Raw genomic sequence first — 26,027 nt, forward strand, 5'->3', positions numbered from 1 at the left:
ACCGAACATGTGCTTCCATTCCAAACAATCCAAAGCAGCAACTGAAGTAGAGAATCGATTCAAAGCCAAAATCGATAAAATAGCGCTTTTTCAACCTAAAGAAAATATTAATGGATTTGATTTTGCATTGAATCCCATTATTATTGATGAACAACCCGAAATCATTACACATTATAACTGGGGCTTAATTCCCTCTTGGTCCAAAGACGAGGAAATAAAAAAGTTAACCCTCAACGCTAGAATTGAAACAGTTACGGAAAAACCTTTTTTTAGGAACGTAGTAAATCAACGTTGTTTGGTCATAGCCAATGGCTTTTATGAATGGCAATGGCACGATACCAAAGGAAAGAATAAATCAAAGTTTGAAATTGGTTTGGAAAACGAAAAATTGTTCGCTTTTGCAGGTTTATATTCAAAATGGCAAAATCCAGCAACAGGTGAAGAAAAAAACACTTACACAATTGTGACCATAGAAGCCAATCCATTAATGGCAGAAATTCATAACATCAAAAAAAGAATGCCAATTATACTTCGTCCAGAAGATGAACAAAAATGGTTGCAACACGATCCTATCCAAAAATTCGCATATCCCTATGAAGTGAAATTAGTAGCCAAAAATCTAAACTTCGGTTCTCTTTTTTAAGCATTATAACCCCATTAGTAGTTTTGGAAACTATCAAGGTGAACTGACGTAGTAATCCGCGCACACAACCTTTTAAAATACTAGCAATTAAACTATCACAATCATCATCACTTTTTTTTCTAGAAGCAGCAATAATAGCGCTTTATCAGGCAACATCGTCCCGCTATCCGCTGCAATCTTTTTGTGCTGAACACCAGCCCAAAAAGGATTTCCACTACTATCGGGGCTATTGAGCAACATATAAACATTTTGTAGGCATTGGGGCTTTTAAAAATAGGAAGTCCCTGCATTTTGCTTTTGTAGGTGCTTTTCCGTTTTAAAAAACATTCTACTTCTCACTTTTCACTTCTCACTATTCTAGCACCCACAAAATCAAAAAAAGCCAGCAAGAGTATCATTTTTTATTTGTCAGAAATAGAGTAGTACATTGCTTTTCTGTGGCTCAATGTTCAGCGTTTCCATAAGAACGCTTTTCTCACATTAAATATTCTTTCTTTTGAGACCTACAGGCATCGAGCCACAAAAAAGCAATCACAAACATCGTAGTACACAAATAAAAAATCGATACCCTTGCACACGCTACTGCCAACGCACTAGGAAGTCCCTGCATTTTGCTTTTGTAGGTGCTTTTTCATTTCAAAAAACATTCTGCTTCTCACTTTTCACTTCTCACTATTCAAGCACCCACAAAATCAAAAAAGCCAGCAAGAGTATGAATTTTCATGAAGGCGTTTAGTTTCTTATCGTAACATAAAAATCCATACCCTTGCTCACGCTACTGCCAGCACACTAGGAAAGTTCAGTCTTTGCTTTTTGACGAATGTTCCAACAGGTTTCCAGTACATTTCAAATCCCCGTTTCTGTTTGAAATACCTCAAAAATCAAATATTCCCAAACAAGGAACTCCCTGCAAACAAGAGACACGTCCTTTTGTTATAGGACCAGCAGGTAAAAAAAGGGCACTAAAAAATAGGAACGCCGCAATCCCACGCATCGCTAAGGCTGGCAGAGAAAAGTAGTCCGCATCATTTGTATTGGTAATAAAGCTTCCGCATAACTTATCAGCTGCCAGCCTAAGCGCTGCGGGGTTGCGGCTGGCGTAAATATTTAGTGCCAGCTGCTGGGCTCCAGCCTTTTTAGCTCGGCGCGAAAATGCGCCGGACTTAGTAGTGCTGCTTCCGCCCAGCAGCTGGTGGACTGCAGGTCCATAACAACAACCCGCTCCATTCCGGGGCGGCAAGTGGAAGAACCAGCTGATAAATCCGAGTCCTACCATTGCTAAGGCTCACAAGGCAAAAATCAGTGTTTAGTGTTTGTGATGGTCGTAGCTTTTAGGTGAAAGTATATTGGAATTCACATAACTATTCGCATTGTATCGGAACCATCACAAAATTTCTTTTTAGCATTGTTACCTTGTGAGCCTAAGCACTGCTGGGTCGGTATTTTTCGCACCTGCTTCTTCCACTTCCCGCCCCTCCATTCCGCAAAAACAACTTTAGTGGAATTACCAGAGCTGCAGCTGCTCCAATTCAAGTCTTTTCTCCGATTAAAATTTATTGGAATTTCGTCAAGCGGCCAATGCAAAAAATCAAAATCCGACTATAATTCAATACCTCTAATTTTAGTGGAATCACGTGGATTTCGAGGAAATAAAAAAAAAGAAAAGCAAAGGTCAAAATCAAATTTCAAAACAAAAGAACCGGCAGGCCTAAAAATGAAAAATCTTCCTCTGAAAAGAATAGCCTTCGGTGAAAAACCGAAAGCTTTCTTTTCTAGAGAGTATTTTCCATTTTTTTCTTTCTTATTTGAAATCTGATTTTACGAGGAGGCTTTCTTTTTCATTATTCATTATAGATTTTAAAATCTCGATTTCCGAAAAAAAATATTTTTTAAAAAGTCAGTTGTTCAAAAACGTTTACACTATGAAATGAGCCTATCAAAATTGGTCGAAAAACCAATAATGATTCGCGAATTACATATGACCGATAAAAATCAATAAATATCAACATATGAAAACACCAATTTATTACATCATTGAAGGCGGGGATTATATAGGGGACTATGTATATAGCATCCAAAAAGATAGATTGATAAAAGGCGGAGATATGATGCAATATCGTTTCCAAATGCCAAAAGATGAGGCCTTACGACTTCTAGACAATTTAAACGAAACCCGTGATTTTGGCCTCTTTTTACGCCTAATGAGCATAGAGTATTTGAATTGATCTCATCAAAATTTGTTTAAAAAAAAATAAGCCATTTAAAATAGTATACGCCATGACACAATTTATCATTAAAACCCACCAAAGAGAAACACTTTATAAAGAAAATCAGATATTCATACTCAACAAAGGTTTTAACAGTGGAAAACCACAAAAAAGAGCCTTTCAAAAACAGCTTTATGATTCAATATTCAATTCAATTAGATGCAACAACAGTTAATTGGTTGGCGTACAGTCTTTGGAAAGCAAAATTCTGGCTCCAATCGCTTTGCAGGTCAGTAATTCACTTTTTACGAGTTCAGATTTCAAAAAGAACTTTTCGTCTAAAATCAATGAAATGCTGCAGGAACATGAGCTACACAAAAAACAGGCTCTGGCATTGAGGTTATTGGAACAAAAAGAAACCCAATTACATCAAAATAGTGTTCTTATACACGAAATGAGGAGAGTTAATTTGAATCGGTATGATAAGAGATAAAAAATGGGTCTTATTGTCCGAGATACCATGAAAATAGGAACTTTTTTAGTAAATCAAAATAAAGCATACGCACCAGTATTTTTTTTGTTAAAAAAAAGTTAAATACTTGAAAACGTTTATAATCTGAAAAATTTAAGGATATATAGACAAACATAAAAAATTAAATTATGAACAATACATCTAGTTACTCAAATCATTGTTTTTATTATCTCTTGAAAGGAACCTTATACCGTTCTCAAAACAATCCTGAGGATTTGATCGAAATTAATCAGGAATTTAAAAACAATGACCTAATTGAAGCCCGGAAACGGGTTTTTGAAGTATATCAAAATACTATTGACGTACTTTTACAAAGCAAAGGGGAAAACTACAAAAGTCATGATCAAGCAAGAATAACACTAACTAATTTTATCAAAAAAAATCATGTTAACTTTATCGAAATTAGAACTAAATTGAACTCTTTTTATGATAAATTTGACATTGAAATAGATTTTGACAAAGGATTAAGTGTTTACTTGGTCCAATCCAATACCAAAACATTTACAACACTGGAAGGTCAAGTCATTTACGAAGATAAATTACTGCTTCATGATTTGAACAGTGAAATTAAGGGATTAAAAGAAAGCATGTATAATGCATTATTGACGGAATATAAATTATTTCAGAAATTTGGTTACGATTGTAAAGATTGTATAATTACGATGCCCAAAAAAAACAATTTAGAAACAAAGGATACAAATTATGTCTTGAGTACTCCAATTAACTATAATTACGAAAACCTATTAAAAAATCTTTAGTAGTAAACTAGTAAGATTAACAACCAAAAATATAAATGGAAAAACTTAGAAAACATAAATTCAATAGTTTGAATTCAGGTAAGGCTGAAAACATTGAAGATTTTTTTAATCAATTAATTAAACCCCAGTTTGAACATGTAAATGAAATTAAAAATACACATGAAACTTTATTAAATTATATAGAACATCCTGAAGCAACCTTATTTCTGAGATTATATGGTTCTTTTTCAAAAGACAATTACGATTTATTACGTAGAGGATTTTTAACAAGATTTCCGGATAGAACTAAAATGGTTTTTTGCGACAACACTTTTTCCATGCTATTTACTGGCCTTAAACTATCAGGACAAACAATAGAAGAGGACGAACTAATTGACTATTTTAATCAGGAAAAATTAATTTGTTCTTTTGGTTTAACCAGTAATGAAAAAGAACTAAGTTTCTATACAAATAACAAAGCAGTAAGAGTATCTCTAAATTCTAAGGGATATTATTTGGCTCACATAAAACCAACAGGATATGGTTACTCGGATTTATGTAAAAGGAATTTAAGAGAATTTTTTCCGAATCCAGATAGAAAAGAATGGGATACAGATTCAAAAATAAGACATGCTAAAGATAATCTTAATGAAACTCAAAAGAGCCTGTTAAAAGCTCATTTTGTTAGATTAGTACATCCATTAAATTCATTTTTGGTTCCAAAAAAAGACCATTTAATTTATAAAGGTAAAAATATTGGGGAAGAGTTAGAGCTAATAAAATACGTAAAGAGCTACTTAGAAAAGGAATTCCCAAAAGAATACCAAGAATTTGAAAACATAACGCTCGCTCATACTTTTCAACCCACTGATTCTAAATTAGAAAGTATAGAATGGTTTGAAAAACCGATTCCAAGAAATAATCATCTAAAGAAGAAAAAAGAAAAAACTGAAATTATAAATACGCCAGCTAGTAATGAAATCCCAAATGAAATTGAAGAAGAATTAGAAAATAATTTGCTTAGATGGCTAAAAAGTATCGGGATGCAGGTGTTTACAGAAATTCTTTGCCCAAGTATTCTTATCAATCCAAAAGTTACTATTCATGAGATTTCTGAAAAATATCCTCAATTTCAAAAGTTTTCAGAAAGTTCAAAAAAATCAAGACTTTCATCTTCAAAATCAATTTATAAAAATGGATTAATTCCTGAATCGTTACAATTTATTATTGACAGTAAAAATACAAAAGAGACAACAAGAAAAGCTGCATCGGAACTGTTATTAAACATTTAATGAAACAAAAAAAGCCTGATCCAATTGGACCAGGCTTTCCTATAAATTCGGGAAAAGGTTACCACGCCAAACCCGAATTATTTCTTTTTTGATTTTGTCAATCCCTTTAAAAGGAGCGAAACTAAAAAACTCACAATCGCTCCTATTACAGCCAAAATTATCGTTTTGAGAATATCTTCCGAAAAAATGTTCGGAGCAATACTCAACAAAGTTCCTGAGGCAGTGCCCATTTTGGTGGTCACACTAGTCTCCATCTCGAATATTTTTTTGCCCTTTTTCAGAGTCTAATTCAGTTCCCACTTCGGGGATTAGGGTTACAGGACTCTCTGTAGTCAATTGACTTACCGCAGAAATTACCCCACCTGCTACGGCCAAATAGCCTGCTGCAGTAGTAATCGCTACGGGCAATGCTACCGGAGCTGCTAAAAGTGTCCCTCCAACAGCCGCCAAGGCCAAACCTATGGTGCGCAACACTCTGAAAAATTTTGGGGTGGGAGCTTTTGCTCTTTTAATTACATTCATACTTTCTATATTTTTTTATTCCTTGTTGTCCTGAAGTCTAATTTCTATACTTAATAAAGCAATATAAAATGACATTTGCTTTGTCAGGTTGAGCAGTCATCCTGAGCAGAGTCGAAGGACGAAACCCTTCATAAAGAATAACGTCAATGCTAGCGGATTCTAAGGATTAAGATTCAACAATCAACAACACACTTTCGTTTTGATCCAAAGCTTTAAAAACTAACGTTTTTAGCTTGGTAAATGCTTTTCGAGATAGCAATCCCAATCCGGGACCAGATATCTTCGTTACCGGTGCAATACAACCGTGCAATTCTCGCAAAGCATTATTGGCAGGATGAAACAAAATCAAACTTCTGTTTTGGACATCCATCACCTCCAAATGCCACTGAAATTTTGGACTGTAGCGCTTTCTAATACAATATTCCCCCTCTGGAATGCAGGAAACCCTCTTTTCATTATTCTTCCAAGGCAATTCAATAGTAGTACAAATCAATTTACCCTCACATTTGAGTTGTCCGTTGGTTCCTTCGGGGAAATACTGTCTTTTTAAGACTAAAACCATCCTACAATCCGACTACTTGCACCAAAGAAAGCGGGTTGTACGCTCCATTTTTCAACGGATACATTTGCCCATTCACCTCTTGGTAAAACTCCACGCCTAAAGCCAAAAACAATGGATTCGTGCTGTTAGCACTCACAGAGTTGTCCTGGTCAATGGCCAAAGTTGGATTGATATTCCAAGGTAAGATTGCCGTTTCAGAATTCACCACTTCAAAAGTTTCAGCTTCAAAATCGATCGCTGCACCCGCAGAGATAATTTTGAAATGCGTAGTCCCAGAAGGAGCTGCAATCATAGTAGTGGGTACAAAAGGTGCCATACTCAAGCCTATCGTTCCAGATACACGGTCAATTGTTCCAACAAATGGAGCAAACAAAGTCGTTCCCAACTTCCCACCAATGTTGAATTCAAACCCCGCCAACAATTCAGCCTCGCCATCAATCACGTTACGCAACCCTCTAGGATTCGTCGCATCCGCCTGAATGACTTTGGTCATGGCTTGGGTCAAACGGCTTACCATTCGCCCGTCTGCCGAATTGATTAACACCTGACGCAACGCGGTTCTAAGCACCTTGCCAGCCTTGCCAGCCCTTCCAAACTCTGAACCATTCTCACGCGTTCTTTGAAAAGCAGGGTCATTAGCGATTCTACTAGCGTCAATACCGCCTTTTTCTCTCGCCAAATGCCCGTCTTTCGTTTTGTAAAAAGTAATATCCCCGATAGTACCTTTTAATTTAATTATGCCTTTCTGTCTTGCCATAATACTTTAATTTTTAAATAATTGATTCATTCGTTACTCTGGAAAAAAATCGTGTTGCAACATTTCATTTTCAAATCCAATACAAAATTGTAATGAAAATTGATGTTCCACTTTCCAAACGAACAACATTGGTCCAAATGTCATTTTTGTACCAAATTGACACTAAATCAACCCGTAAAAAAGAAGAAAAATTTTAGTACTTTTAATTTTATAACGGCAACATAAATTACTAATGATTAAGCCATAACAAAGCCCAGTTTAAAGTATAGATAGAGTATGAAATCACCCATTAAGAGAATCGTAATTTACCCTAAGGACATCCAGATTATCACTGGCAAGAGTTACCGTCAAAGTATCCGTTTCCTAAACCGCATTAAAGAAGACCTCAACAAACTCGATAACGAGCTACTCACCATTGATGAATTTTGCCACTATACAGGTATAAAACATGAACAGGTTACACCGCTAATTTTTGGATAATTTTGTCATACTTAACTATTATTTGAACATGTATAACCAACTTAATTTCTTATATTTGTATCATAAGATTTGTCAAAAAAGAGCGTCTTTTTTAAGGTTGATAATCGAGACCCTAGAAAATAGATTCTGCTAAACCCCTATAAAACATGGGCTGAAAAGGATTTAACAAATCCCTCTTCCTCCGCCAGCTGAAAAGCAAATTGAATTAAAACCCTTTAAATCCTATGATTTAAAGGGTTTTTTAATTAGTACCCTTTACTAATCATTCAAAATTTCACATTTTAAAGGAGTACTTCATTTTATAAATTCAAAATGCCTGGACATAAATAGCATCTATCAATATCTTTGTACATTCACAAACTATATGCTTTTACATATAAAAAAATAATATTTACACAAACTATATGCTTTAACATATAATTTAGTATATTTGTTTATAATCAATGCAAAAGCATATAATCATGAACACACTGGCTAATTTTGTAAAAGAGAAAAGAAACGAGGTAAAACTAACGCAGGAAGCCTTTGCAGAGCGCGCTGGAGTGGCACTGACCGTGATTCGAAAAATAGAACAGGGTAAAGAGAACCTGAATTTGGAAAAAGTGAATCAAGTACTCAAAATGTTTGGACATACCTTAGCACCAGTTAACGCAAGAGAATTATCAAAAAATGAAGCACAAGGAGCATGAGAAAAGCGGCCATATATTACAAAGAATACCTAGCTGGAATACTCACTGAAACCAATGAAGGGGAATACACTTTTCAATATGAGGAAACGTACGTACAAGATCATCCAAAAGAATGCCTCTCGCTAACGATGCCTGTCAGCGTCAAAATGTATAGTGAAAAACGATTATTCCCATTTTTTGAAGGACTAATTCCCGAAGGCTGGCTATTGGACATTGCTTCCAAAAGCTGGAAAATCAATCCAAACGACCGAATGGGACTACTGCTGGCTTGTTGCCAAAATTGTATCGGAGCGGTCAGTGTACAACCAATACCAAACGATAATGAGTAAGAAATGTTTACATTGTTATCAGTCATTGAACGATACTAACGTTGGCGATTTTCACGAGCAGTGCAGTGTCGTTTTTTTTGGTACCGAGCAACAACCGATCTTTGAACACTCGCTAAAACAAATGGCGGAGCTGGCCAAAAATGTGGTGGAGAGGAGCGTGGCCGTTCCGGGAGTGCAACCCAAATTATCCTTATCCATTGTAAGCGACACCATAAATGATGGCAATAAAGGCCGACTAACCGTAGTAGGTGCTTTGGGAGGAAATTACATTTTTAAACCGCCCTCAGACCACTTTTCCGAAATGCCCGAAAACGAACATGTTACCATGCGCATCGCCGAAGCTTTTGGCATCAACACGGTAAAATCAAGCTTGATCCGATTGCAATCAGGCGAACTCTCCTATATCACTAAACGTATCGACAGAACGGATACAGGAGAGAAGATCCACATGCTCGATATGTTCCAAATCACCGAAGCATTCGATAAATACAAAAGCTCGATGGAAAAAATTGGTAAAGCATTGCACGAGTATTCCGATAACACCCTGCTCGACAAATTGTACTTTCTAGAATTGGGTATTTTTAGTTTCCTGACCGGAAACAACGACATGCATTTGAAGAACTTTTCCATGATCTATTCCAACGATACCTGGACACTATCTCCTGCCTACGATTTATTAAATGTAGCCATTGTCAACCCAGACGACACCGAAGAGTTAGCCCTAACATTAGAAGGAAAAAAGAAAAAACTCAAATGGGAACATTTCGAAAGATTAGGAATTGGCCTAGGACTAAACCAAAAGCAATTGAAAGGCATAGCCAAACGCTTCCAAAAAAACAAACCCATAGCCATCAGATGGATTGATCATTCCTTTCTGTCTCAAGAGTACAAAGAAAAATACAAAACAGTGTTAGAGGAAAGGTATCGCATCTTGTTTCATGAGGAATAACCAAATGCTTTTTTTATAATTTTATACTTCTTGATAAAAAGTTAAGAGCAGTTATAAGTAAGTAAAAGCCCGATCAAAGCTATAGATAGAGTATGAAAACAGAAAACAAGAGGCTGTGTATCTACCCAAAAGACATAAAACGTATCACCGGCAAAAGTTATCGTCAAAGCATTCGTTTATTACAAAAAATCAGAACGAAGCTTAACAAGCAAGAAAATGAGTTCTTCTCCATCGAAGAGTTTTGCCAATACACCTGCCTAAAAGTTGAACAGGTTCAACCTTTAATTTTAGGGTAAAGACAAGAGTAACTTGTTCATTAAATAGTTAACTATGCCCTATAGTTTTATGACATTATTCAAATAAAATTTGATTAATTGTTCGTGAAATTGTTTTATCAACAAGAAGTAAATGCCACTAAATTTAAAGGGGTACAATTCGGGGTAGTTGAGTAAATCAGTTAGCACAAATCGTAGTATATATGCGGTTTAGGGTTTTTAAACAAATCCCTCTTCCTCCGCGAAAAGCACCTCAACGAGGTGCTTTTTTCATTTTAATACTTTCGCGCTATTGTATAGGATCAACACCAGAAACTTGGAGTCCCAATATCTAGTTAACCCAAGAATAAAAACTACACTACTATCTCATTCAAAAGAGTAAAAGACAAAAGAAACAACCCTGAGTTAATTCTAATCTCTTATCAATTTCTACGCTCTTTTCATATATTTTAAGGTTTCCCGCCTTTCTCTTCCATAAAATTTCGGTACTTTTAGCGCTATTTTATATTCATTTTAATACAAAACAGTACTTGCTTCATGGCAGCCGAACAAAAACAAAAGTTAGAACAACAACTATGGAATATTGCCAACACCCTTCGCGGGAAAATGGATGCCGATGATTTCAGAGATTACATATTAGGGTTTATTTTTTACAAGTACTTAAGTACAAAGATGGACTTGTATGCCAACACCATTCTACAACCCGATGGATTAACCTTTCAGGACATTGAAGGACATGCAAAAGAAGCCGCAATTTTAGAAGAAATCAAACAACTTGCTTTAGATAAATTAGGTTACTTTTTATTACCATCGGAATTGTTTTCAGAATTGGCACGCAGAGGCAACGCAGGTGGAAAAAACAATTTTATCTTGGGCGATTTGTCCAAAGTATTGACACATATTGAGCAAAGCACTATGGGCTCCGAAAGTGAAGAAGATTTTGGAAACCTCTTTTCCGACCTCGATTTGACTTCGCACAAACTTGGAAAATCCGAAGCCGACAAAAACGAACTCATTGTAAAAGTCCTCGTGCATCTCGACGAAATCGACTTTGATTTAGAAAATACCGATAGCGATGTGCTGGGCGATGCCTACGAATATTTGATTGGGCAATTTGCTAGTGGCGCTGGAAAAAAAGCTGGCGAATTCTACACGCCCCAACAAGTCAGTAGCATTTTGGCTCAGCTTGTGACCGTTGGCAAAGACCAACTCAAAAGCGTTTACGACCCTACTTGTGGTTCGGGTTCCTTATTGTTGCGTGTAGCCAAAGAAGTAAAAGACGTCAGCGCTTTTTACGGACAAGAAATGAATCCTACGACCTACAACCTTTGTCGTATGAACATGATTATGCACGATGTGCATTACAAACGCTTTGATATCAAGAATGAAGATACCCTAGAGCGCCCACAACATTACGATTTGCGTTTTGAAGCCATTGTAGCCAATCCACCGTTTTCGGCCAATTGGTCAGCGAGTCCTTTGTTCATGAACGACGACCGTTTCTCCGCCTACGGAAAACTAGCGCCAAGTTCCAAAGCCGATTTTGCCTTTGTACAACACATGGTACACCAACTAGACGAAAACGGGACCATGGCCATAGTGCTCCCACACGGCGTGCTGTTTCGTGGCGGTGCCGAAGGACACATACGCGAATATTTAATCAAAGAAAAAAATTACCTCGATGCCGTAATTGGGCTACCCGCCAATATTTTTTATGGCACCAGCATCCCGACTTGTATTTTGGTGTTGAAGAAAAAGCGAACCAATCCCGAAAACATTTTGTTTATCGACGCCAGCCAACACTTTGAAAAGGTAAAAACCCAAAATGTATTGCGTACCGAAGACATTGACAAAATAATCGAAACCTATAAAAACCGCACCGAGGAAAAGAAATATTCGCATATCGCCGCCATTTCCGGCAATCGTACAGACGCCATGCATGGCGTCTCTTCAAGCATCGCCGAAAATGATTATAATTTAAATATCCCTCGCTACGTAGACACCTTCGAAGAAGAAGATGCCATAGACCTACAAGCCATAACAGAGGAATTGCGCACCTTAGCCACCCAAAGCAAAACAACCGATGCTACCATTGCCGATTTTTGTACCGAATTAGGAATCGAAACCCCATTTTAATCATGAATACCAATTTGTACATACAAGAGTATTGGGGCGTTCCCCTATCGGGTCGGGCTATCCGTTACAATCTTTTTTGCCTAACAAAAGGCAAAAAAGGATTTTCACTCCTATCCCTAACGCAAAAAAACACCTGCCATGAATAGAGGAAACGTACCACAATTGCGATTTCCTGGGTTTGATGGGGAATGGGAAGAAATAAAATTAGGAAAATTAGCTCATAAAATTGGGGATGGTCTTCATGGTACACCTAAGTATTCTGACGATTCTGATATTCATTTTATCAATGGTAATAATTTAACAAATGGTAAAATTGAAATTACAGAAAAGACAAAAAAAGTCGATTATACAATTTTTACAAAAAATGATAAAAGCCTAAATGAAAACACTATATTAATTTCTTTAAATGGAACAATTGGCAATATTGCAAAATATAATCATGAAAAAGTAATGCTGGGAAAAAGTGTTGGTTATTTCAATTTCAAAGAAAACACAGACTTTTATTTTCATGTATTTCATACTGATAAAATTCAAAATTTTTTTATTTCTGAATTAACTGGTTCAACAATTAAAAATTTATCATTAAAAACTTTAAGAGAAACTATCTTTCCTCTTCCCACCCTCCCAGAGCAACAAAAAATAGCTTCTTTTTTAAGTGCGGTCGATGAAAAAATACAGCAATTGTCCCGCAAAAAGGAATTATTAGAGCAATACAAAAAAGGCGTCATGCAACAATTGTTCTCAGGCAAATTGCGCTTCAAAGACGAGAATGGAAAGGACTACCCAGATTGGGAGATGAAAAAGTTGGGGGATGTTGGAAAAATTGTAACAGGAAAAACTCCAAGTACAAATGATTCTAATTTGTGGGATGGAGAAATACAATTTATAACTCCAACAGATATAAAAGATGACATTAAATATCAGGAAAACACTGCTCGTTATGTAAAGAGCAGTGATAAAATTAAAACCTTACCAATTAATAGTATAATTTATACTTGCATTGCTTCAATTGGCAAAATGTGTATTTCAAAATATCCATCTATTACAAATCAACAGATAAACTCTTTAATCGTAAATGAATTTAATAGTTTCGAATATGTTTATTATTGGCTGTTTTATTTAACTCCATATATCAAAACAACGCAAGCAAATACAACATTACCGATAATAAATAAAACAGATTTTTCAAAATTTCATATTTCAATTCCATCCCTGCCAGAACAACAAAAAATCGCCAATTTTTTATCCAGCATCGATACCAAAATAGAAAACACGAATAGCGAATTAGAAAAAACACAAGGATTTAAAAAAGGATTGTTGCAAAAAATGTTTGCGTAGAGACGCGATTTATCGCGTCTATTTGTGCGTTATATTTGTGCGTTATAAAATTGTTGGGAATGGTAGAGACGCGATTTATCGCGTCTATATTTGCGAAATCGAATTGGGAGGAATGAAAGAGACGCGATAAATCGCGTCTGTACGGATAGAATTGCAGATAATGCATGCCGTAATTGCGATTTCGAATGTTGTAGAGATGCGATTTATCGCGTCTGTATTTATAAAATCGAATTGCGAAGGATGGTAGAAACGCGATTTATCGCGTCTATATTTATAAAATCGAATTGCGAAGGATGATAGAAATACGATTTATCGCGTCTATATTTGTGAAATCGGATTGTGAAAAATAATAGAGACGCGATAAATCGCGTCTGTACTGCGGATAGCATATAGCAAAATGAATCATTTGATAAAAAAATGATGATATTTAATAGTAATGAAATATGAAAAAATTTCAAAATAAATATCGTATTCCATCTGCCCGATTGCAAAATTGGGATTATGGCGCCAATGGTGCCTATTTTATCACAATATGCACCGATAAAATGAAATGTTTGTTTGGGGATGTTGTTTCCAATGCGGATGTTTCCAATGCAAACGTAGAGACGCTATTAATCGCGTCTCTACGGGATACGATTGATGAAAAATGCGCCATGCAATTGAATGAATTGGGAAAAATTGCCCATGATATTTGGGAAGATATTCCGAATAAATTTCCTTTTGTAGAATTGGGTAATTTTGTCATTATGCCCAATCATATGCATGGCATATTAATTATAAATAAATACGTACAAACGCGATTAATCGCGTCTAAAAATGAAAATGTGGAAAATGCCAATGCAAATGCACACGTAGAGACGCGATTAATCGCGCCTGTACATGATGATGATGATGATGATAAAAAAGGTGGTTTTTCCGGAAATAATAATCCGATGTTTCATGAAAATATATCCCGAATCATTCGTTGGTATAAAGGCAGGTGTAGTTTTGAAATGCGTAAAATTCATGCCGATTTTAATTGGCAATCCCGATTTTACGATCATATTATCCGTGATTCAAGAGCATTCGATACTATTCAAAATTATATAGAAGATAATCCTTCAAAATGGAACAAAGATAAATTTCACAAGAAAAAATGAGCCACCAATCCGAAGCCACACTAGAAAACAACTTAATCAAGCAATTGATTGGTTTGCATTATTCCCTTGTAAAAATTCAGGATGGAGATGCGTTAGTTTCCAATCTCAAAAATCAGTTAGAACTTTTTAACGAAACCACCTTTACAGTTAAAGAGTTTGATGCCATTTTGAATCATTTGGCCAAAGGCAATGTGTTCGAAAAAGCCAAAACGCTTCGGGATCGGTATCAATTGACTAAAGAAGATGGAACTTCGTTTTATGTACGCTTTTTCAATACCGAAGATACAAGCCAAAATTTATATCAGGTTAGCAATCAAATATCGTTAGAAGGAAGCTATCTCAATCGCTATGATGTTACGCTTTTGGTTAATGGTTTGCCATTGGTCCAAATAGAATTGAAACGTTCTGGTATCGAAATCAAAGAAGCCTTCAACCAAATCAATCGCTACCAAATGCATTCCTTTTGGAGCAACCACGGTTTGTTTCAATACGTGCAATTGTTTGTCATCAGCAATGGGGTCAATACTAAATACCTAGCCAATAACAAACTGCAATCGGTCAAACAAACCTTCTTTTGGGCGGATGCTAATAATAAAAACATCACCGACTTACCCGAGTTTACCGCTACCTTCTTAACCCCAGAACATTTGGGTAAAATGATTGCGCATTATATCGTGATCAACGAAACCCACAAAGTAATGATGGTGCTGCGTCCGTACCAATATTTCGCCACGGAAGCCATTATCCATCAAGTTAAAAACTCCAATGACAACGCTTATATTTGGCACACCACGGGTTCAGGAAAAACCCTGACTTCATTCAAAGCGAGCCAAATTTTGATGGATTTGCCCGAAGTCTACAAAGTGGTTTTTGTGGTGGACAGAAAAGATTTGGATTACCAAACGATGAATGAGTTCAACGCGTTCAAAAAAGACAGCGTAGATGTGACCAACAACACCCAATCGTTAGTCAGACAATTAACAGACAATACAAAGTTGGTTTTAACCACGATTCAAAAACTAAACAATGCCATTTCAGAACGTTTTTCGGGCAAAATAGAAGCCTTACGCCATCAGAAAATCGTTTTTATATTTGACGAGTGCCACCGTTCGCAATTTGGCGATACGCACGACCGCATCACCAAATTCTTTGAAAAAAGCCAATTGATAGGCTTTACAGGAACACCCATTTTTGCCGAAAATGCCTCCAAGAATGAATATGGAAAACGTACTACTAAAGACTTATTTGGTAATTGCTTACACAAATACGTAATTACGGATGCTATAAAAGACCAAAACGTACTGCGTTTTGGGATTGAGTACATTGGTAAATACAAAAACAAAAGCAATACGTTTATCGACATCGAAGTCGAAGACATTGACAAACAAGAAGTATTGGATTCCGAAAAACGAATCAACAAAATAGTCGATTATATTATCGCCTATCACAATCAAAAGACCTTCAATAGAGACTATTCTGCATTATTGGCAGTAAGTAGTATTGACAATCTAATCAAGTATTACGATTTATTCCAACAAAAGAAAGAAGCTGGAGCACACGATTTGCGAATAGCAACTATTTATACCTACGGCACCAATGAAGATTCAGAAGAAGCAAAGGATTATCTACCCAGTGATGAAGTCGATTTTGATGTATTAGCAGAAGCGCCAACTCCTTATGAATCCAAGCGTACCAGAGACAAATTGGAAACTTACATTGGAGATTACAACAAAATGTATGGCACCAGTTTTTCCACCAAAGACAGCCAACAGTTTGAAAATTATTTCAAAAACATCAGCCAACGCTTAAAAGACCGTGAAAAAGAAAACTTCAATCACGAGAAAGATAGATTGGATATTGTCATAGTCGTAAATATGATGCTTACGGGTTTTGATGCCAAAAAAGTAAACACCCTTTACGTTGATAAAAACCTGAAACAACACGGTTTAATACAAGCCTATTCTAGAACCAATCGAATCCTTGGGGAACAGAAATCACAAGGAAACATTCTAGCCTTTAGGAACCTCAAAAAAGCCACCGACGATGCCATTACGTTGTTTTCGAATAAAGAGGCCATCGAAGTAGTCACTATGCCAGACTATGAAAAAATAGCCGAGAAATTTGACGAAGCCCTAAAGTTGTTGCGAGAAATCACCCCAACGCACCAAAGCGTAAATGACTTGAAGAGCGAAGAAGACGAAGCAAAGTTTGTACAAGCCTTCAGAAAGTTAATGCGTGCCATGAATGTCTTGCAATCCTACGCAGATTTTGATTGGGAAGATTTACCAATTGAGGAACAAGAATTTGAAGATTACAAAAGCAAATACCTAGACATTTACGAAAAAGTAAAACAAGATACGCAAAAGCAAAAAACATCTATTTTGGATGATATTGATTTTGAATTGGAATTAATTCATCGTGATCAAATTAATGTGGCCTATATCCTGAAATTGTTAGCGCAATTGAAAGGAGAAAAAACACCATCGGCAGCAGCTGCACAAAAGAAAGCTATCATTGATTTATTGGGAGGCGATATTCAGTTGCGAAGCAAACGCGAGTTGATTCAGAAATTCATTGACGAAAACCTCCCCAACATCAAAGACGGCGACAACATCGAAGACGAATTTGAAAAATACTGGCTAGACCAAAAAGTTTTGGCGTTAGGCAAATTGTGCGAAGAAGAACACCTGGACAAAGCCCAATTCAAAGCCCTAATAGATGCCTACATCTACAGCGGTAGAGAACCCATAAAAGATGAAGTATTCCAATGCCTTGACAACCGACCCAGCATCCTACAAGCCAGAACTATCGGCGACCGCATCATTGCCAAAATGAAGGAATTTGTAGAGATCTTTGTGAAGGGAATGATGGCTTAGAAAAAAATTATAAAAGCAATATCCATATTAAAAATCAAGATGTTAAAACTTTTGTAACTATTCAGGTTGTCGTGCTTTCAATTGGCTCCAGCTTTAGCTGGAGTTATTGGGATGGATTGTGTTGGCTTTAGCCAAATAAAAGCAGCTGATTTTGGCTAAAGCCTTTAAATATTTAAAATTTCACCCCTCCAACTAAAGTTGGAGGCAATTAATGTCCCAAAAAACTAAATAGTTACGATATTCCAAGTTTTAACTCTATCATCCCCCAATCTTAATCATGCTTCTATTCTGAGAGAAAAAATCGGGATTCTGGAACTTGGCATCGTCATCCATACCGCCGCGCATGGCGTGTTTGGATTGGATATTTTTATAAATGAGGGGGGCTATGGCTTCTCCTGCTCTCAAACTGGGCAACAAAGCCGTTTCTGAATTGGAAAATAAGCAGTTTTTTAATTTCCCATCTGCGGTGAGGCGAATGCGGTTGCAGGTACTGCAAAACGGATTGGTAACAGAACTAATGATGGAGAAACTACCTTTAAACCCTTCGATTTTATAATTTTTAGCGGTATCGTTGGGCTGGTCTTGCATTCGGAGCAATTGGGTTTCCGAATAGACCGAATGTACTTGTTCGATGATTTCGGCATAGGAAACCAATTTTTCTTTGTTCCATTGATTGCCATCAAAAGGCATGAACTCGATAAAACGGATTTGAAGATTTTGTGCTTTGGTCAATGCAATAAAATCTAAAATTTCATTGTCATTAAAGCCTTTGATTACCACCACATTTAACTTAACTTGAAAATCATTTTGCAACAACAATTCTATGTTTTTCCATAACAGATCCAAAGAATCCCTACGCGTTATGGCTTTGTATTTTTCTTTTTGCAAGCTGTCAATGCTTACATTCAGCGCATTTATTCCTGCTTTTTTAAACGTGGGAATAAAATCGTGAACCAACAATCCGTTGGTCGTCAGAGTAAGCTGAACCCCCAATTGTCCCAATCGCTCGATAATACTGTGAGCTTCCTTACGCACTAAAGGTTCACCGCCCGTAAGTCGAATTTTGGTCACGCCCAAATCCACAAAGGTTTGCGCAATGGCAACAATCTCGTCTTCGGTCATTAAATGAGGTCTTGGCGTTAATGCAATTCCTTCGGCAGGCATGCAATAGGTACATCTCAAATTGCATTTTTCGGTAATCGAAATACGCAAATAAGAATGATTACGCTGGTGCGTATCCTGCAACAAAAAGGAATTATTGACCATGATTAAAGCCATTTAAAAGTTGGAACAAATGCAAAACCGATGGAAAAACAGCATCGATAGATTCGCTAGCTCCTGCCGTAGATCCTGGCAAAGCCATAATTAACGTATTACCTTTGAAACCCACCACACTTCTAGATAACATAGCATAAGGCGTGCGCTGTTGTCCGTAGGAACGTATCGCTTCTTCGATACCAGGAATTCGGCGATCTAATAATGGAATAATCGCCTCTGGTGTAACGTCTCGATTGGACAAACCTGTGCCGCCGGTTAGAACAATTAACTCTTTTTGGTCTTCACAGAGTTGGTTGATAGTGGTTTGAATGTTTTTGATTTCATCTGGAATAATGGCATAATGAGATATCTTCAACCCTAAATTCGTTATTTTCTCGGTGATGACTTTACCCGCACGATCTTCTTTTTTGCCAGCCGACACACTATCGGAACACACGATGACCGCTACAGACAAATCCCGTCTCTCTTTGGCGCCAAAATCGGATTTACCGCCTTTTTTGTGTAGGAGTTTGATGGTCGAAATTTCGACTTGTTTGTCGATAGGTTTGAGCATATCATACATGGTCAAGGCCACAATAGAAGCACCGTGCATGGCTTCAACCTCAACGCCGGTTCGGTAAATGGCTTTTACGGTCACCTTTATTAGTATAGAATCCTCTAATAATTCGTATTCAATTCCGGTGTATTCAATCGGTATAGGATGACAATCCGGAATGGCATTGGAGGTGTTTTTTACCGCGAACAAACCAGCAGTTCGGGCTACTTCTAGAACGTCTCCTTTGGGTACGGTTTTGTTGACAATCGCTTGCATCGTGGCAGGTGTCCCAACTTTTACTATCGCTTGAGCCGTTGCAGTACGTTGGGTGATTATTTTATGGGTGATGTCTACCATTTTTAGGGTTTGTGGGTTAATAGTTTAGGGTTTAAAAGTTTAAGGTTTAAGGTTTAAAATTTAATGTTAGTTATTTAAGTCTTTATCTAAAAGCTAAGGACTGACAGCTAATTACTAAAAACCTATCACTTATTCTCTTTCCAAACATAGGTTTCGTCTTCAAAAATTTCTTTTCCGAAAACGGGGACTTTTTCTTTGATTTCTTCCACCAAATATTCCAAGGCTTCGAAAACTACTTTGCGTCTCGGAGCGGAAACAAAGACAAAAAGGCAAATTTCTCCCGCATTCACCTTCCCTAAACTATGGTAAATATGCATACAGGTTAAATCGTATTTTTCAAAAGCCGATTCGCGTATGCTATGGAATGAAGCTTCTGCCATTTCTTCATAAGCCAAATACTCGATGGCTGTTACTTTTTTTCCGTTAATTTCGTCGGCACGCACTTGTCCGAGAAATATGTTATGAGCTCCAATGCTGGTTTTGCTTTGGTGCTTGGCTATGGAATTCCCTATGAACTCGGCGGTGATTTGTCCTTGGATAAAGGAGCTTTTGTGCCCCACCCCAGCCCTCCCCGAAAGGGAGGGAGCAGCATTAGGAACTGTATTTTCTTTTTTGCTCATATTATTATTTTTTTGGTAACAATTGACACATAGTTTTACCAACTATTATTTTAATTATGTTGGATTGGTAAAGGTATTTACCACATAGAATCATAGAATTTGTAGTTGTTTTAATTAAGAAAAAATAGACGTTTCACTATTCACATAGCTTATCTATGTGTGAAATAGTGCTATTCCTATTAGGTCTTTAACTCTTTATACATACACTATGATTCTATGTGGTTATACTTTTATTTTGGTTTTTCAAAGATGCGATGCCTTTTTCCAAATGGGAAACACTAGTAAATCCTGATTTTTGCAGGTACTGCATCGCTGCAAGACTCCGCTGACCTGTTTGGCAAAACAGTATTATTTCCTGATTTTTATTCAATTTTTCACTGTAATCCGCTAATTCACTCAAAGGAACCAGAAGAATATTCGTTCCTTTATGTTCAGGACTTTCATCCAATTCCCGAACGTCAATTACAACTACTTCAGGATGATTGCATTTTTCTAAAAAAATGGCTGGGCTCAGAACATTGTGCGGTTTCTTACTATTCAATATCTTATTTCCGTTAACTACTCCCTTTTCAATCGCTTTTTGATTTTTGGCGAAATTTATGATTTGGGTTTGACCATTCAAAGCATCATACAGCAAGACTTTCCCTGACAAGACATCTCCGATTCCTAAAATAATTTTCAGCACTTCCGTAGCTTGAAAGCTTCCTAAGACTTGTGGAACCACTCCCAGAACACCCGACATCGCACAACTCGGAATGGTTATTCCCTCTTCATTTTCAGGAAACAAACAGCGATAAGAAGGTCCATTTTGATAGTTAAACACCGAAACTTGCCCTTGAAATTTGTGAATAGAAGCGTACACGACTGGAATTCTTTTGGCCACCGCCACATCGTTAATCAAATACCGAACGCTAATGGTATCAGTACAATCGACTATGATTTGGTACTTTGCTACAATAGTTCCTGCATTATTAGGCTCGAAAAATTCAGGAAAAACTTCAATTTCCACTTCAGGATTGAGCGCTGTTAAGGCTTGTTTTGCCACCATGACTTTGGGCTTCCCAACCTCCGAAATCGTATACAATGGTTGCCGATGCAAGTTGGATTCGTCGACCACATCGCCATCTGCAATTCCGATATGTCCGACACCAGCTATTACTAAGTTCTGCAAAACGGGACAACCCAATCCACCAGCACCAATCACCAAAACACGAGCGTTTTGTAGTTTTTGCTGGCCGTGGTCACCCACTTCAGAAAGGATGATTTGTCGGGAATAGCGAGTGTTGTTTTGCATTTTAAAGTATTGTAATTAATTCTGTTTAAACATTTAAGTCATGTAAGCATCCTTTTGATTGACTAGGTTTTAAAGAAAAAATGAAGTCCATAAAAGTAAATCCTTGAATTCGATTCAATAATAAAAACAATCTGATGCATTTTGCTTTAAATACTATTTTCAATCCGCTCCTATGAACTTTTACCACTCATTTTATAAATGAAATTGCTACTATTTAAAAACTTAATTGACTTAAATGTTTCATTTTTTTAATAATTTGTGAATAGCAAAAAAAGTTCTTTATCATCCTCCAGCAAATGGAGGTAAAAAAGCGATAACGTCAGCTTCTTTTAAAGCAACTTCGTCATTGCATAAGGATCGATTCAAAGCAATGCTATAAACTGTTTTTTGAAAAGCGGGAAAACGATTTTCGATTGCACTTTTCAATCCCAAAAGTGTAGTCACATCGGCCTTCAATTCTAATGATTCTTCAGGGCAATGGGTGATTTCTGCCAGCAAACCAAAATATTTTAGCGTAACTCTCATTGATTTAAATTTTTATACTCTTCAGGTGTATTGATATTTTGTAATTGGGCACTCCATTGTTCAGGAACACTTAGGGTTTGATGGCTAAGCTCTTCGACAAATTTCCTTACTTTTAATTGGTTTGCTGATAAAAATTCTGGCAAAAGAATCCGTACCGACCGATCATACACTGCCACCAAAGGACAGGATTTTTCATCGACTTGTACTTGCGTCATTTGATATGCATTTGAGTGAGCATCGACCAACCACTGTAGCAATTCGGAGGAAATCATTGGAACATCGACACTCAAAATCAGATTCCGTTTGGTAGCGGTATGTTTCAAAGCGCTATAGATTCCTCCCAAGGGTCCTTTGTTGGAAACAATATCCGAAATACGGGTTACACCCAAAGCATCATATCGTTCATCCGAAGAGACAATTACGATATTCCCCCCCACTACAGGCGTTACCGCAGCGATAATATTGGCCATAAAAGATTGTCCTTTCCATTCCAAAAAACCTTTGTCTGTACCCATGCGCTGACTTTTCCCTCCAGCCAAAATATAAGCAGTTATAACGTTTTCCATAGCTCTATTCTAATTAATTGAAAAATATTCAATGACGTATTAAATCGATTTCTTTTTTAAGTCTTTTATCTTTCGTCTATTATCTTCTTATGCGGTTGTATACAATTTTAAAATAGCAATACCTAATACCAAAGCTAAAACGTAACGCAACTGATGGGTATTCATTTTTTTACTACCAAAAAAGGCTCCCAATAATCCTCCTACAAAAACAATTCCTATCAATGGTAATGAGGCTTCTGGTACAATACCCCCTTTGGAAACAAAACCAATTAATCCAGAAATTGAATTCACCAAAATAAATAATGCCGAAACCGCGGCAGTTTGTTTCATATTCGCCCAGCCCAAAAGCAAGAGTACGGGACTCAATACAATTCCCCCTCCGATTCCTAATAACCCCGACAAAAAACCAATTACAGCACCAATACCCAAGGCCAAAGGAAGATTTACCGCTCGTAATTCCGTTATTTCTTTTCCAAAAAATCCCAGTAATCTTAGCACTGCAAAAACCAAAACAGTGGCTAACATGATTTTATAATAAAACGCATTAATCGTCAAAAAACCACCTAAAAAAGAAAACGGAATCGAGGTAATTGCAAAAGGATAAAACAACAACCAATTCATTTTTTTTTCTTTATAATAAAAATAAAAAGATACCGCCGAAACTAAAATATTCAACACCAAAGCGGTTGGTTTCATAAACGTCATGGGCAAGGCAAAAAGACTCATCAAAGCCAAATAGCCACTTGCTCCACCATGCCCCACACTAGCGTACAAAAAAGCCACAATGGGCAAAAGTAGTAACAAGAGTGGTGAATCAAAAAGCAAAGCAACCGTCATACTATAATTGTTTTAATTGTTCGTCTAAAAATGTCCAACAAGAGCGATTGATGGCTTCAAATGAAGCGATTAAAGATTTACCGTAAGGAGTCAAAACCGAGCCTCCTCCACTTTTTCCTCCAACTTGAGTTGTTATCAAAGGGCTAGGTGCTGATCGGTTAGATTCGTCCACCAACTTCCACGCTTTTTGATACGACAAATTCATGGCTTTTGCGGCTTTGTTCAACGAGCCTGTCTCGTCTATAAGCTTTAGCAGCTTTACGCGACCTTCGCTTATCAAAATTCCATCCTCGGATTCAATCCAAATTTTACTTTTAATTTTCAATTGTCGTTTCGTTATCTTTTATCAAATATAACGAAATGTATTGTATTCCACCCTACTTAACATCATAAAGTATTCTTATCTATCAAATGCTGATGTGAAATACTGAAATTCAGACTAGAGCAAATAGACCTGTACCATATCTCCTTTTTGTAATTCATAATTGCCTTCGGGTACATAAACCAACGCATTGGCAAGCGAAAAAGAATTCAACATTGACGAGGCTTGATGCGATAAAATCTTCACCCCTTCGTCAGTAACAAAAGCTTTTAAAAATTGAGAACGAGTAGCATTTACCGTTAAATTATCTTTGATACCTATTCGTTTTGTAGCATCAAACCGAGCAGATGCACCAGAAATCATTTGCAATGTTGGCAACACATACACATAAAAACAGGTCAAACAAGCCGCAGGATTTCCAGGCAATGCAAAAATCATCTTTTCATTTACTTTTCCTGCAAAAAGAGGTTTCCCAGGTTTTTGATTCACTGTATGAAACAAGGTTTTTACTTGTAATTCCTGAAGTGCTTGCGCTACAAAATCATAATCCCCTACCGAAATCCCACCAGAAACCAGCACCACTTCATGATGAGCTATAGCTTCTTGAAGGGTATTTTTAGTACTTTCAAAATCGTCTTTTACTGAATACAGCGTCACATTTTGATAAAAAGCATCTAATAAGGCGACTTCCAACATTACACCATTACTTTCATACACTTTCCCGTAAGTCAAAGGCAAACCAGGAGCAAGCAATTCGTTGCCTGTTACCACTATACCTACACTTTGTTTTTTATACACCGGCACACTAGTTACCCCCAAAGCAGCCAAAAAACCTATAGCTGCAGCATCTAGTAACGTACCTTTTTCAAGAGCTAGATCTTCCTTTTTAATTTGCTCTCCTATAGGTCGAATGTTATCATGGAGTTTTGGAATGGTTTGCAAGGTTAAAACTGATTGCTCAACTAAAACTTTCTCAATCGGAATCATGGCTTGTCCCGAATCAGGTACAGGAGCGCCAGTGAATATTTTTACAGCTTGACCTGGTTGCAATACAAAAGATTCGGCATCACCCGCTTTGATTTCACCAATAATTTGATAGCTCAAACTTTCATGTAAGCAAACCACATAACCATCCATAGCCGATTGTCGAAAAGGAGGCATATTGATTGGTGAAAGGATGGATTGTGAAAGTATCTTTTTTCTAGCTTCAAGCAAAGAACAATTTTCTTCTTGAGGAGTTGGTATATTACTTTGTAAAATTGAGAAGGCTTCTGAAACGGTAATCATAAAAATCAGTTTTTGATGCTTTCAAAAATACAATTCCGAATTGATTTTACTGTGTCAGAATGTAACATAAATCGTCTTTATTGTTGTTGTTTATTCCCTGAAGGCAAATAGTACAACCATCCAAAACCGATTAAAAAAAGAATTAAAGATGCTATAAAAGCAGGAATTAATATCTCTCGATTGTTTTCTAATGCATTGTTCAAAGCGGCATACAACAACCAAATTTGTATGGTGACATTCAATATCAAAATGAATATCAACGTAGAAAGGATATTATTAAGTTTGTTAGGATTGGCTTGATTCTGACTGGTTCTAAAAGTGCTCATAATATTTTTGTTAGTTTAAACTACTTTAGCTTCCTGTTGCCCTGCTTTTACATAGAGATCGTTTCCTTTTAAAAAAACTTCTAAGTTTGGTAATGCTCTTGGTGGAGGCCCTGCTAACACTTCTCCTGTATTGGCATCAAAGGAGCCGTTATGACAAGGGCAATAAATTACATTTGTACCCGGTTTATAAAAAACAGAGCAAGACAAATGAGTACACTTTTGTTCATAAGCTTTGAATTCACCTGATTCTAAATGTATCAAAATGTAGGGAATAGTACTGCCTTCAATGACAAATGCACGAGTGCCACCTACAGGAATTTCGTCTTTTTTACACACAAAATGCTCGCCTTCTACTTCCTCTTTTGGAAGTATGTAAGCTTTTGCGGCTACTAGTCCACTTCCTACCATTAATCCGCCAGAAACTAGCGTAAGAAACTTAGCGAAATCTCGTCGGCTAACATTACTCGCTTGCTGCTTGAGAATAGGAAAATCTTTTTTCCAATTTTTATTTAAATTATCTTCTTTTGACATAAGACAGTTATCTGTTTTCGGTTATTAGTTATGAGTTGTGAGTTGTCGGTTATTGGTGTTTAATGTGCTGTGAAGTTACCCCTTTG

30 protein-coding genes and 1 pseudogene are annotated in these 26,027 nt (G+C 36.8%); 15 read left to right on the forward strand and 16 right to left on the reverse strand.

The window, feature by feature from the left end; all coding sequences use genetic code 11:
- Positions 1-7: 7 nt before the first annotated feature.
- The gene (locus AO58_RS0102125; RefSeq protein ID WP_024980127.1) at positions 8-643 is read left to right on the forward strand and encodes an SOS response-associated peptidase; all 636 of its coding nucleotides are present in this window, start codon (positions 8-10) and stop codon (positions 641-643) included.
- 87 nt (positions 644-730) lie between these two features.
- Here the strand turns inward: AO58_RS0102125 and AO58_RS17905 are convergent, their stop codons facing one another.
- Positions 731-883, reverse strand: a complete 153-nt coding sequence (locus AO58_RS17905) for a hypothetical protein (protein WP_155959404.1) — start codon at positions 881-883, stop codon at positions 731-733.
- Positions 884-2,141: 1,258 nt separating this feature from the next.
- On the opposite strand from AO58_RS17905, the gene AO58_RS17910 reads away from it, so the two are divergent.
- From AO58_RS17910 to AO58_RS0102180, 6 genes and pseudogenes are all read left to right on the forward strand, one after another.
- On the forward strand, positions 2,142-2,459 hold the full coding sequence (locus AO58_RS17910; RefSeq protein WP_139225538.1) for a hypothetical protein: 318 nt from the start codon (positions 2,142-2,144) through the stop codon (positions 2,457-2,459).
- Between the two features lie 193 nt (positions 2,460-2,652).
- Entirely contained in the window at positions 2,653-2,868 is a 216-nt protein-coding gene (locus AO58_RS0102150) for a hypothetical protein (RefSeq protein ID WP_024980131.1), read from the forward strand.
- 52 nt (positions 2,869-2,920) lie between these two features.
- A complete protein-coding gene (locus AO58_RS18400) occupies positions 2,921-3,085 on the forward strand; it encodes a DUF6943 family protein (protein ID WP_370696017.1) in 165 nt (54 codons plus the stop codon).
- Positions 3,045-3,343 (forward strand): annotated as a pseudogene (locus AO58_RS18405) (DUF6943 family protein). The gene AO58_RS18400 and the pseudogene AO58_RS18405 overlap by 41 nt, the downstream one beginning before the upstream one ends.
- A gap of 167 nt (positions 3,344-3,510) precedes the next feature.
- Positions 3,511-4,140 (forward strand): hypothetical protein, encoded by a 630-nt coding sequence (locus tag AO58_RS0102175; RefSeq protein ID WP_024980132.1) that lies wholly within the window; start codon positions 3,511-3,513, stop codon positions 4,138-4,140.
- Between the two features lie 35 nt (positions 4,141-4,175).
- Positions 4,176-5,411 carry a hypothetical protein gene (locus tag AO58_RS0102180; protein WP_024980133.1) on the forward strand — a complete coding sequence of 412 codons (1,236 nt, stop codon included), beginning with the start codon at positions 4,176-4,178 and terminating at the stop codon, positions 5,409-5,411.
- Between the two features lie 77 nt (positions 5,412-5,488).
- On the opposite strand, the gene AO58_RS18130 is transcribed toward AO58_RS0102180, so the two are convergent.
- The 4 genes from AO58_RS18130 to AO58_RS0102205 form a co-directional block, all read right to left on the reverse strand.
- On the reverse strand, positions 5,489-5,665 hold the full coding sequence (locus AO58_RS18130; protein ID WP_169733395.1) for a hypothetical protein: 177 nt from the start codon (positions 5,663-5,665) through the stop codon (positions 5,489-5,491).
- Positions 5,655-5,933 carry a hypothetical protein gene (locus AO58_RS0102195; protein ID WP_024980134.1) on the reverse strand — a complete coding sequence of 93 codons (279 nt, stop codon included), beginning with the start codon at positions 5,931-5,933 and terminating at the stop codon, positions 5,655-5,657. The genes AO58_RS18130 and AO58_RS0102195 overlap by 11 nt, the downstream gene beginning before the upstream one ends.
- Positions 5,934-6,099: 166 nt before the next feature.
- Positions 6,100-6,495, reverse strand: coding sequence for a DUF5675 family protein (locus tag AO58_RS0102200; RefSeq protein WP_024980135.1), 396 nt, complete (start codon positions 6,493-6,495; stop codon positions 6,100-6,102).
- Position 6,496: 1 nt separating this feature from the next.
- On the reverse strand, positions 6,497-7,252 hold the full coding sequence (locus tag AO58_RS0102205; protein WP_024980136.1) for a hypothetical protein: 756 nt from the start codon (positions 7,250-7,252) through the stop codon (positions 6,497-6,499).
- 941 nt (positions 7,253-8,193) lie between these two features.
- Between AO58_RS0102205 and AO58_RS0102215 the strand changes: the two genes are divergently transcribed.
- The 8 genes from AO58_RS0102215 to AO58_RS0102245 all read left to right on the forward strand — a co-directional run bounded on the left by AO58_RS0102215 (position 8,194) and on the right by AO58_RS0102245 (position 17,463).
- A complete protein-coding gene (locus AO58_RS0102215) occupies positions 8,194-8,421 on the forward strand; it encodes a type II toxin-antitoxin system Y4mF family antitoxin (RefSeq protein ID WP_024980137.1) in 228 nt (75 codons plus the stop codon).
- A complete protein-coding gene (locus AO58_RS0102220) occupies positions 8,418-8,750 on the forward strand; it encodes a HipA N-terminal domain-containing protein (protein ID WP_024980138.1) in 333 nt (110 codons plus the stop codon). Before AO58_RS0102215 ends, AO58_RS0102220 begins: the two co-directional genes overlap by 4 nt.
- A complete protein-coding gene (locus AO58_RS0102225; RefSeq protein ID WP_024980139.1) occupies positions 8,743-9,699 on the forward strand; it encodes a HipA domain-containing protein in 957 nt (318 codons plus the stop codon). The genes AO58_RS0102220 and AO58_RS0102225 overlap by 8 nt, the downstream gene beginning before the upstream one ends.
- Before the next feature lie 92 nt (positions 9,700-9,791).
- The gene (locus AO58_RS17715; protein ID WP_074917582.1) at positions 9,792-9,995 is read left to right on the forward strand and encodes a hypothetical protein; all 204 of its coding nucleotides are present in this window, start codon (positions 9,792-9,794) and stop codon (positions 9,993-9,995) included.
- Between the two features lie 516 nt (positions 9,996-10,511).
- The gene (locus AO58_RS0102230) at positions 10,512-12,110 is read left to right on the forward strand and encodes a type I restriction-modification system subunit M (protein ID WP_024980140.1); all 1,599 of its coding nucleotides are present in this window, start codon (positions 10,512-10,514) and stop codon (positions 12,108-12,110) included.
- 138 nt (positions 12,111-12,248) lie between these two features.
- Positions 12,249-13,448: a restriction endonuclease subunit S gene (locus AO58_RS0102235; protein WP_024980141.1), complete on the forward strand. Its 1,200-nt coding sequence runs from the start codon at positions 12,249-12,251 to the stop codon at positions 13,446-13,448.
- A 443-nt stretch (positions 13,449-13,891) separates the two neighbouring features.
- The gene (locus AO58_RS0102240; RefSeq protein WP_024980142.1) at positions 13,892-14,587 is read left to right on the forward strand and encodes a transposase; all 696 of its coding nucleotides are present in this window, start codon (positions 13,892-13,894) and stop codon (positions 14,585-14,587) included.
- The gene (locus AO58_RS0102245; protein ID WP_024980143.1) at positions 14,584-17,463 is read left to right on the forward strand and encodes a type I restriction endonuclease subunit R; all 2,880 of its coding nucleotides are present in this window, start codon (positions 14,584-14,586) and stop codon (positions 17,461-17,463) included. Before AO58_RS0102240 ends, AO58_RS0102245 begins: the two co-directional genes overlap by 4 nt.
- A gap of 258 nt (positions 17,464-17,721) precedes the next feature.
- On the opposite strand, the gene moaA is transcribed toward AO58_RS0102245, so the two are convergent.
- The 11 genes from moaA to AO58_RS0102300 all read right to left on the reverse strand — a co-directional run bounded on the left by moaA (position 17,722) and on the right by AO58_RS0102300 (position 25,941).
- Entirely contained in the window at positions 17,722-18,729 is a 1,008-nt protein-coding gene (moaA, locus tag AO58_RS0102250; RefSeq protein ID WP_024980144.1) for a GTP 3',8-cyclase MoaA, read from the reverse strand.
- Entirely contained in the window at positions 18,719-19,633 is a 915-nt protein-coding gene (moaCB, locus tag AO58_RS0102255; protein ID WP_024980145.1) for a bifunctional molybdenum cofactor biosynthesis protein MoaC/MoaB, read from the reverse strand. Before moaCB ends, moaA begins: the two co-directional genes overlap by 11 nt.
- A 125-nt stretch (positions 19,634-19,758) precedes the next feature.
- Positions 19,759-20,253, reverse strand: a complete 495-nt coding sequence (locus AO58_RS0102260) for a molybdenum cofactor biosynthesis protein MoaE (RefSeq protein WP_024980146.1) — start codon at positions 20,251-20,253, stop codon at positions 19,759-19,761.
- 214 nt (positions 20,254-20,467) lie between these two features.
- Positions 20,468-21,547 (reverse strand): HesA/MoeB/ThiF family protein, encoded by a 1,080-nt coding sequence (locus tag AO58_RS0102265; RefSeq protein WP_024980147.1) that lies wholly within the window; start codon positions 21,545-21,547, stop codon positions 20,468-20,470.
- A gap of 282 nt (positions 21,548-21,829) precedes the next feature.
- Positions 21,830-22,072, reverse strand: a complete 243-nt coding sequence (locus tag AO58_RS0102270; RefSeq protein ID WP_024980148.1) for a MoaD/ThiS family protein — start codon at positions 22,070-22,072, stop codon at positions 21,830-21,832.
- The gene (gene mobA, locus AO58_RS0102275) at positions 22,069-22,638 is read right to left on the reverse strand and encodes a molybdenum cofactor guanylyltransferase (protein ID WP_024980149.1); all 570 of its coding nucleotides are present in this window, start codon (positions 22,636-22,638) and stop codon (positions 22,069-22,071) included. Before mobA ends, AO58_RS0102270 begins: the two co-directional genes overlap by 4 nt.
- 87 nt (positions 22,639-22,725) lie before the next feature.
- Complete coding sequence (locus AO58_RS0102280; protein WP_035717243.1) at positions 22,726-23,475, reverse strand: sulfite exporter TauE/SafE family protein; 750 nt, start codon at positions 23,473-23,475, stop codon at positions 22,726-22,728.
- 1 nt (position 23,476) lies between these two features.
- Positions 23,477-23,800, reverse strand: coding sequence for a winged helix-turn-helix domain-containing protein (locus AO58_RS0102285; protein WP_024980151.1), 324 nt, complete (start codon positions 23,798-23,800; stop codon positions 23,477-23,479).
- Between the two features lie 114 nt (positions 23,801-23,914).
- Positions 23,915-25,084, reverse strand: a complete 1,170-nt coding sequence (locus AO58_RS0102290; protein ID WP_024980152.1) for a molybdopterin molybdotransferase MoeA — start codon at positions 25,082-25,084, stop codon at positions 23,915-23,917.
- 77 nt (positions 25,085-25,161) lie between these two features.
- The gene (locus tag AO58_RS0102295) at positions 25,162-25,410 is read right to left on the reverse strand and encodes a DUF6755 family protein (RefSeq protein WP_024980153.1); all 249 of its coding nucleotides are present in this window, start codon (positions 25,408-25,410) and stop codon (positions 25,162-25,164) included.
- Between the two features lie 15 nt (positions 25,411-25,425).
- Entirely contained in the window at positions 25,426-25,941 is a 516-nt protein-coding gene (locus tag AO58_RS0102300) for a QcrA and Rieske domain-containing protein (protein ID WP_024980154.1), read from the reverse strand.
- Between the last annotated feature and the right edge of the window lie 86 nt (positions 25,942-26,027).

Origin of the sequence: Flavobacterium succinicans LMG 10402 (assembly GCF_000611675.1) — a bacterium.
GTDB classification, from domain to species: Bacteria; Bacteroidota; Bacteroidia; order Flavobacteriales; family Flavobacteriaceae; genus Flavobacterium; species Flavobacterium succinicans.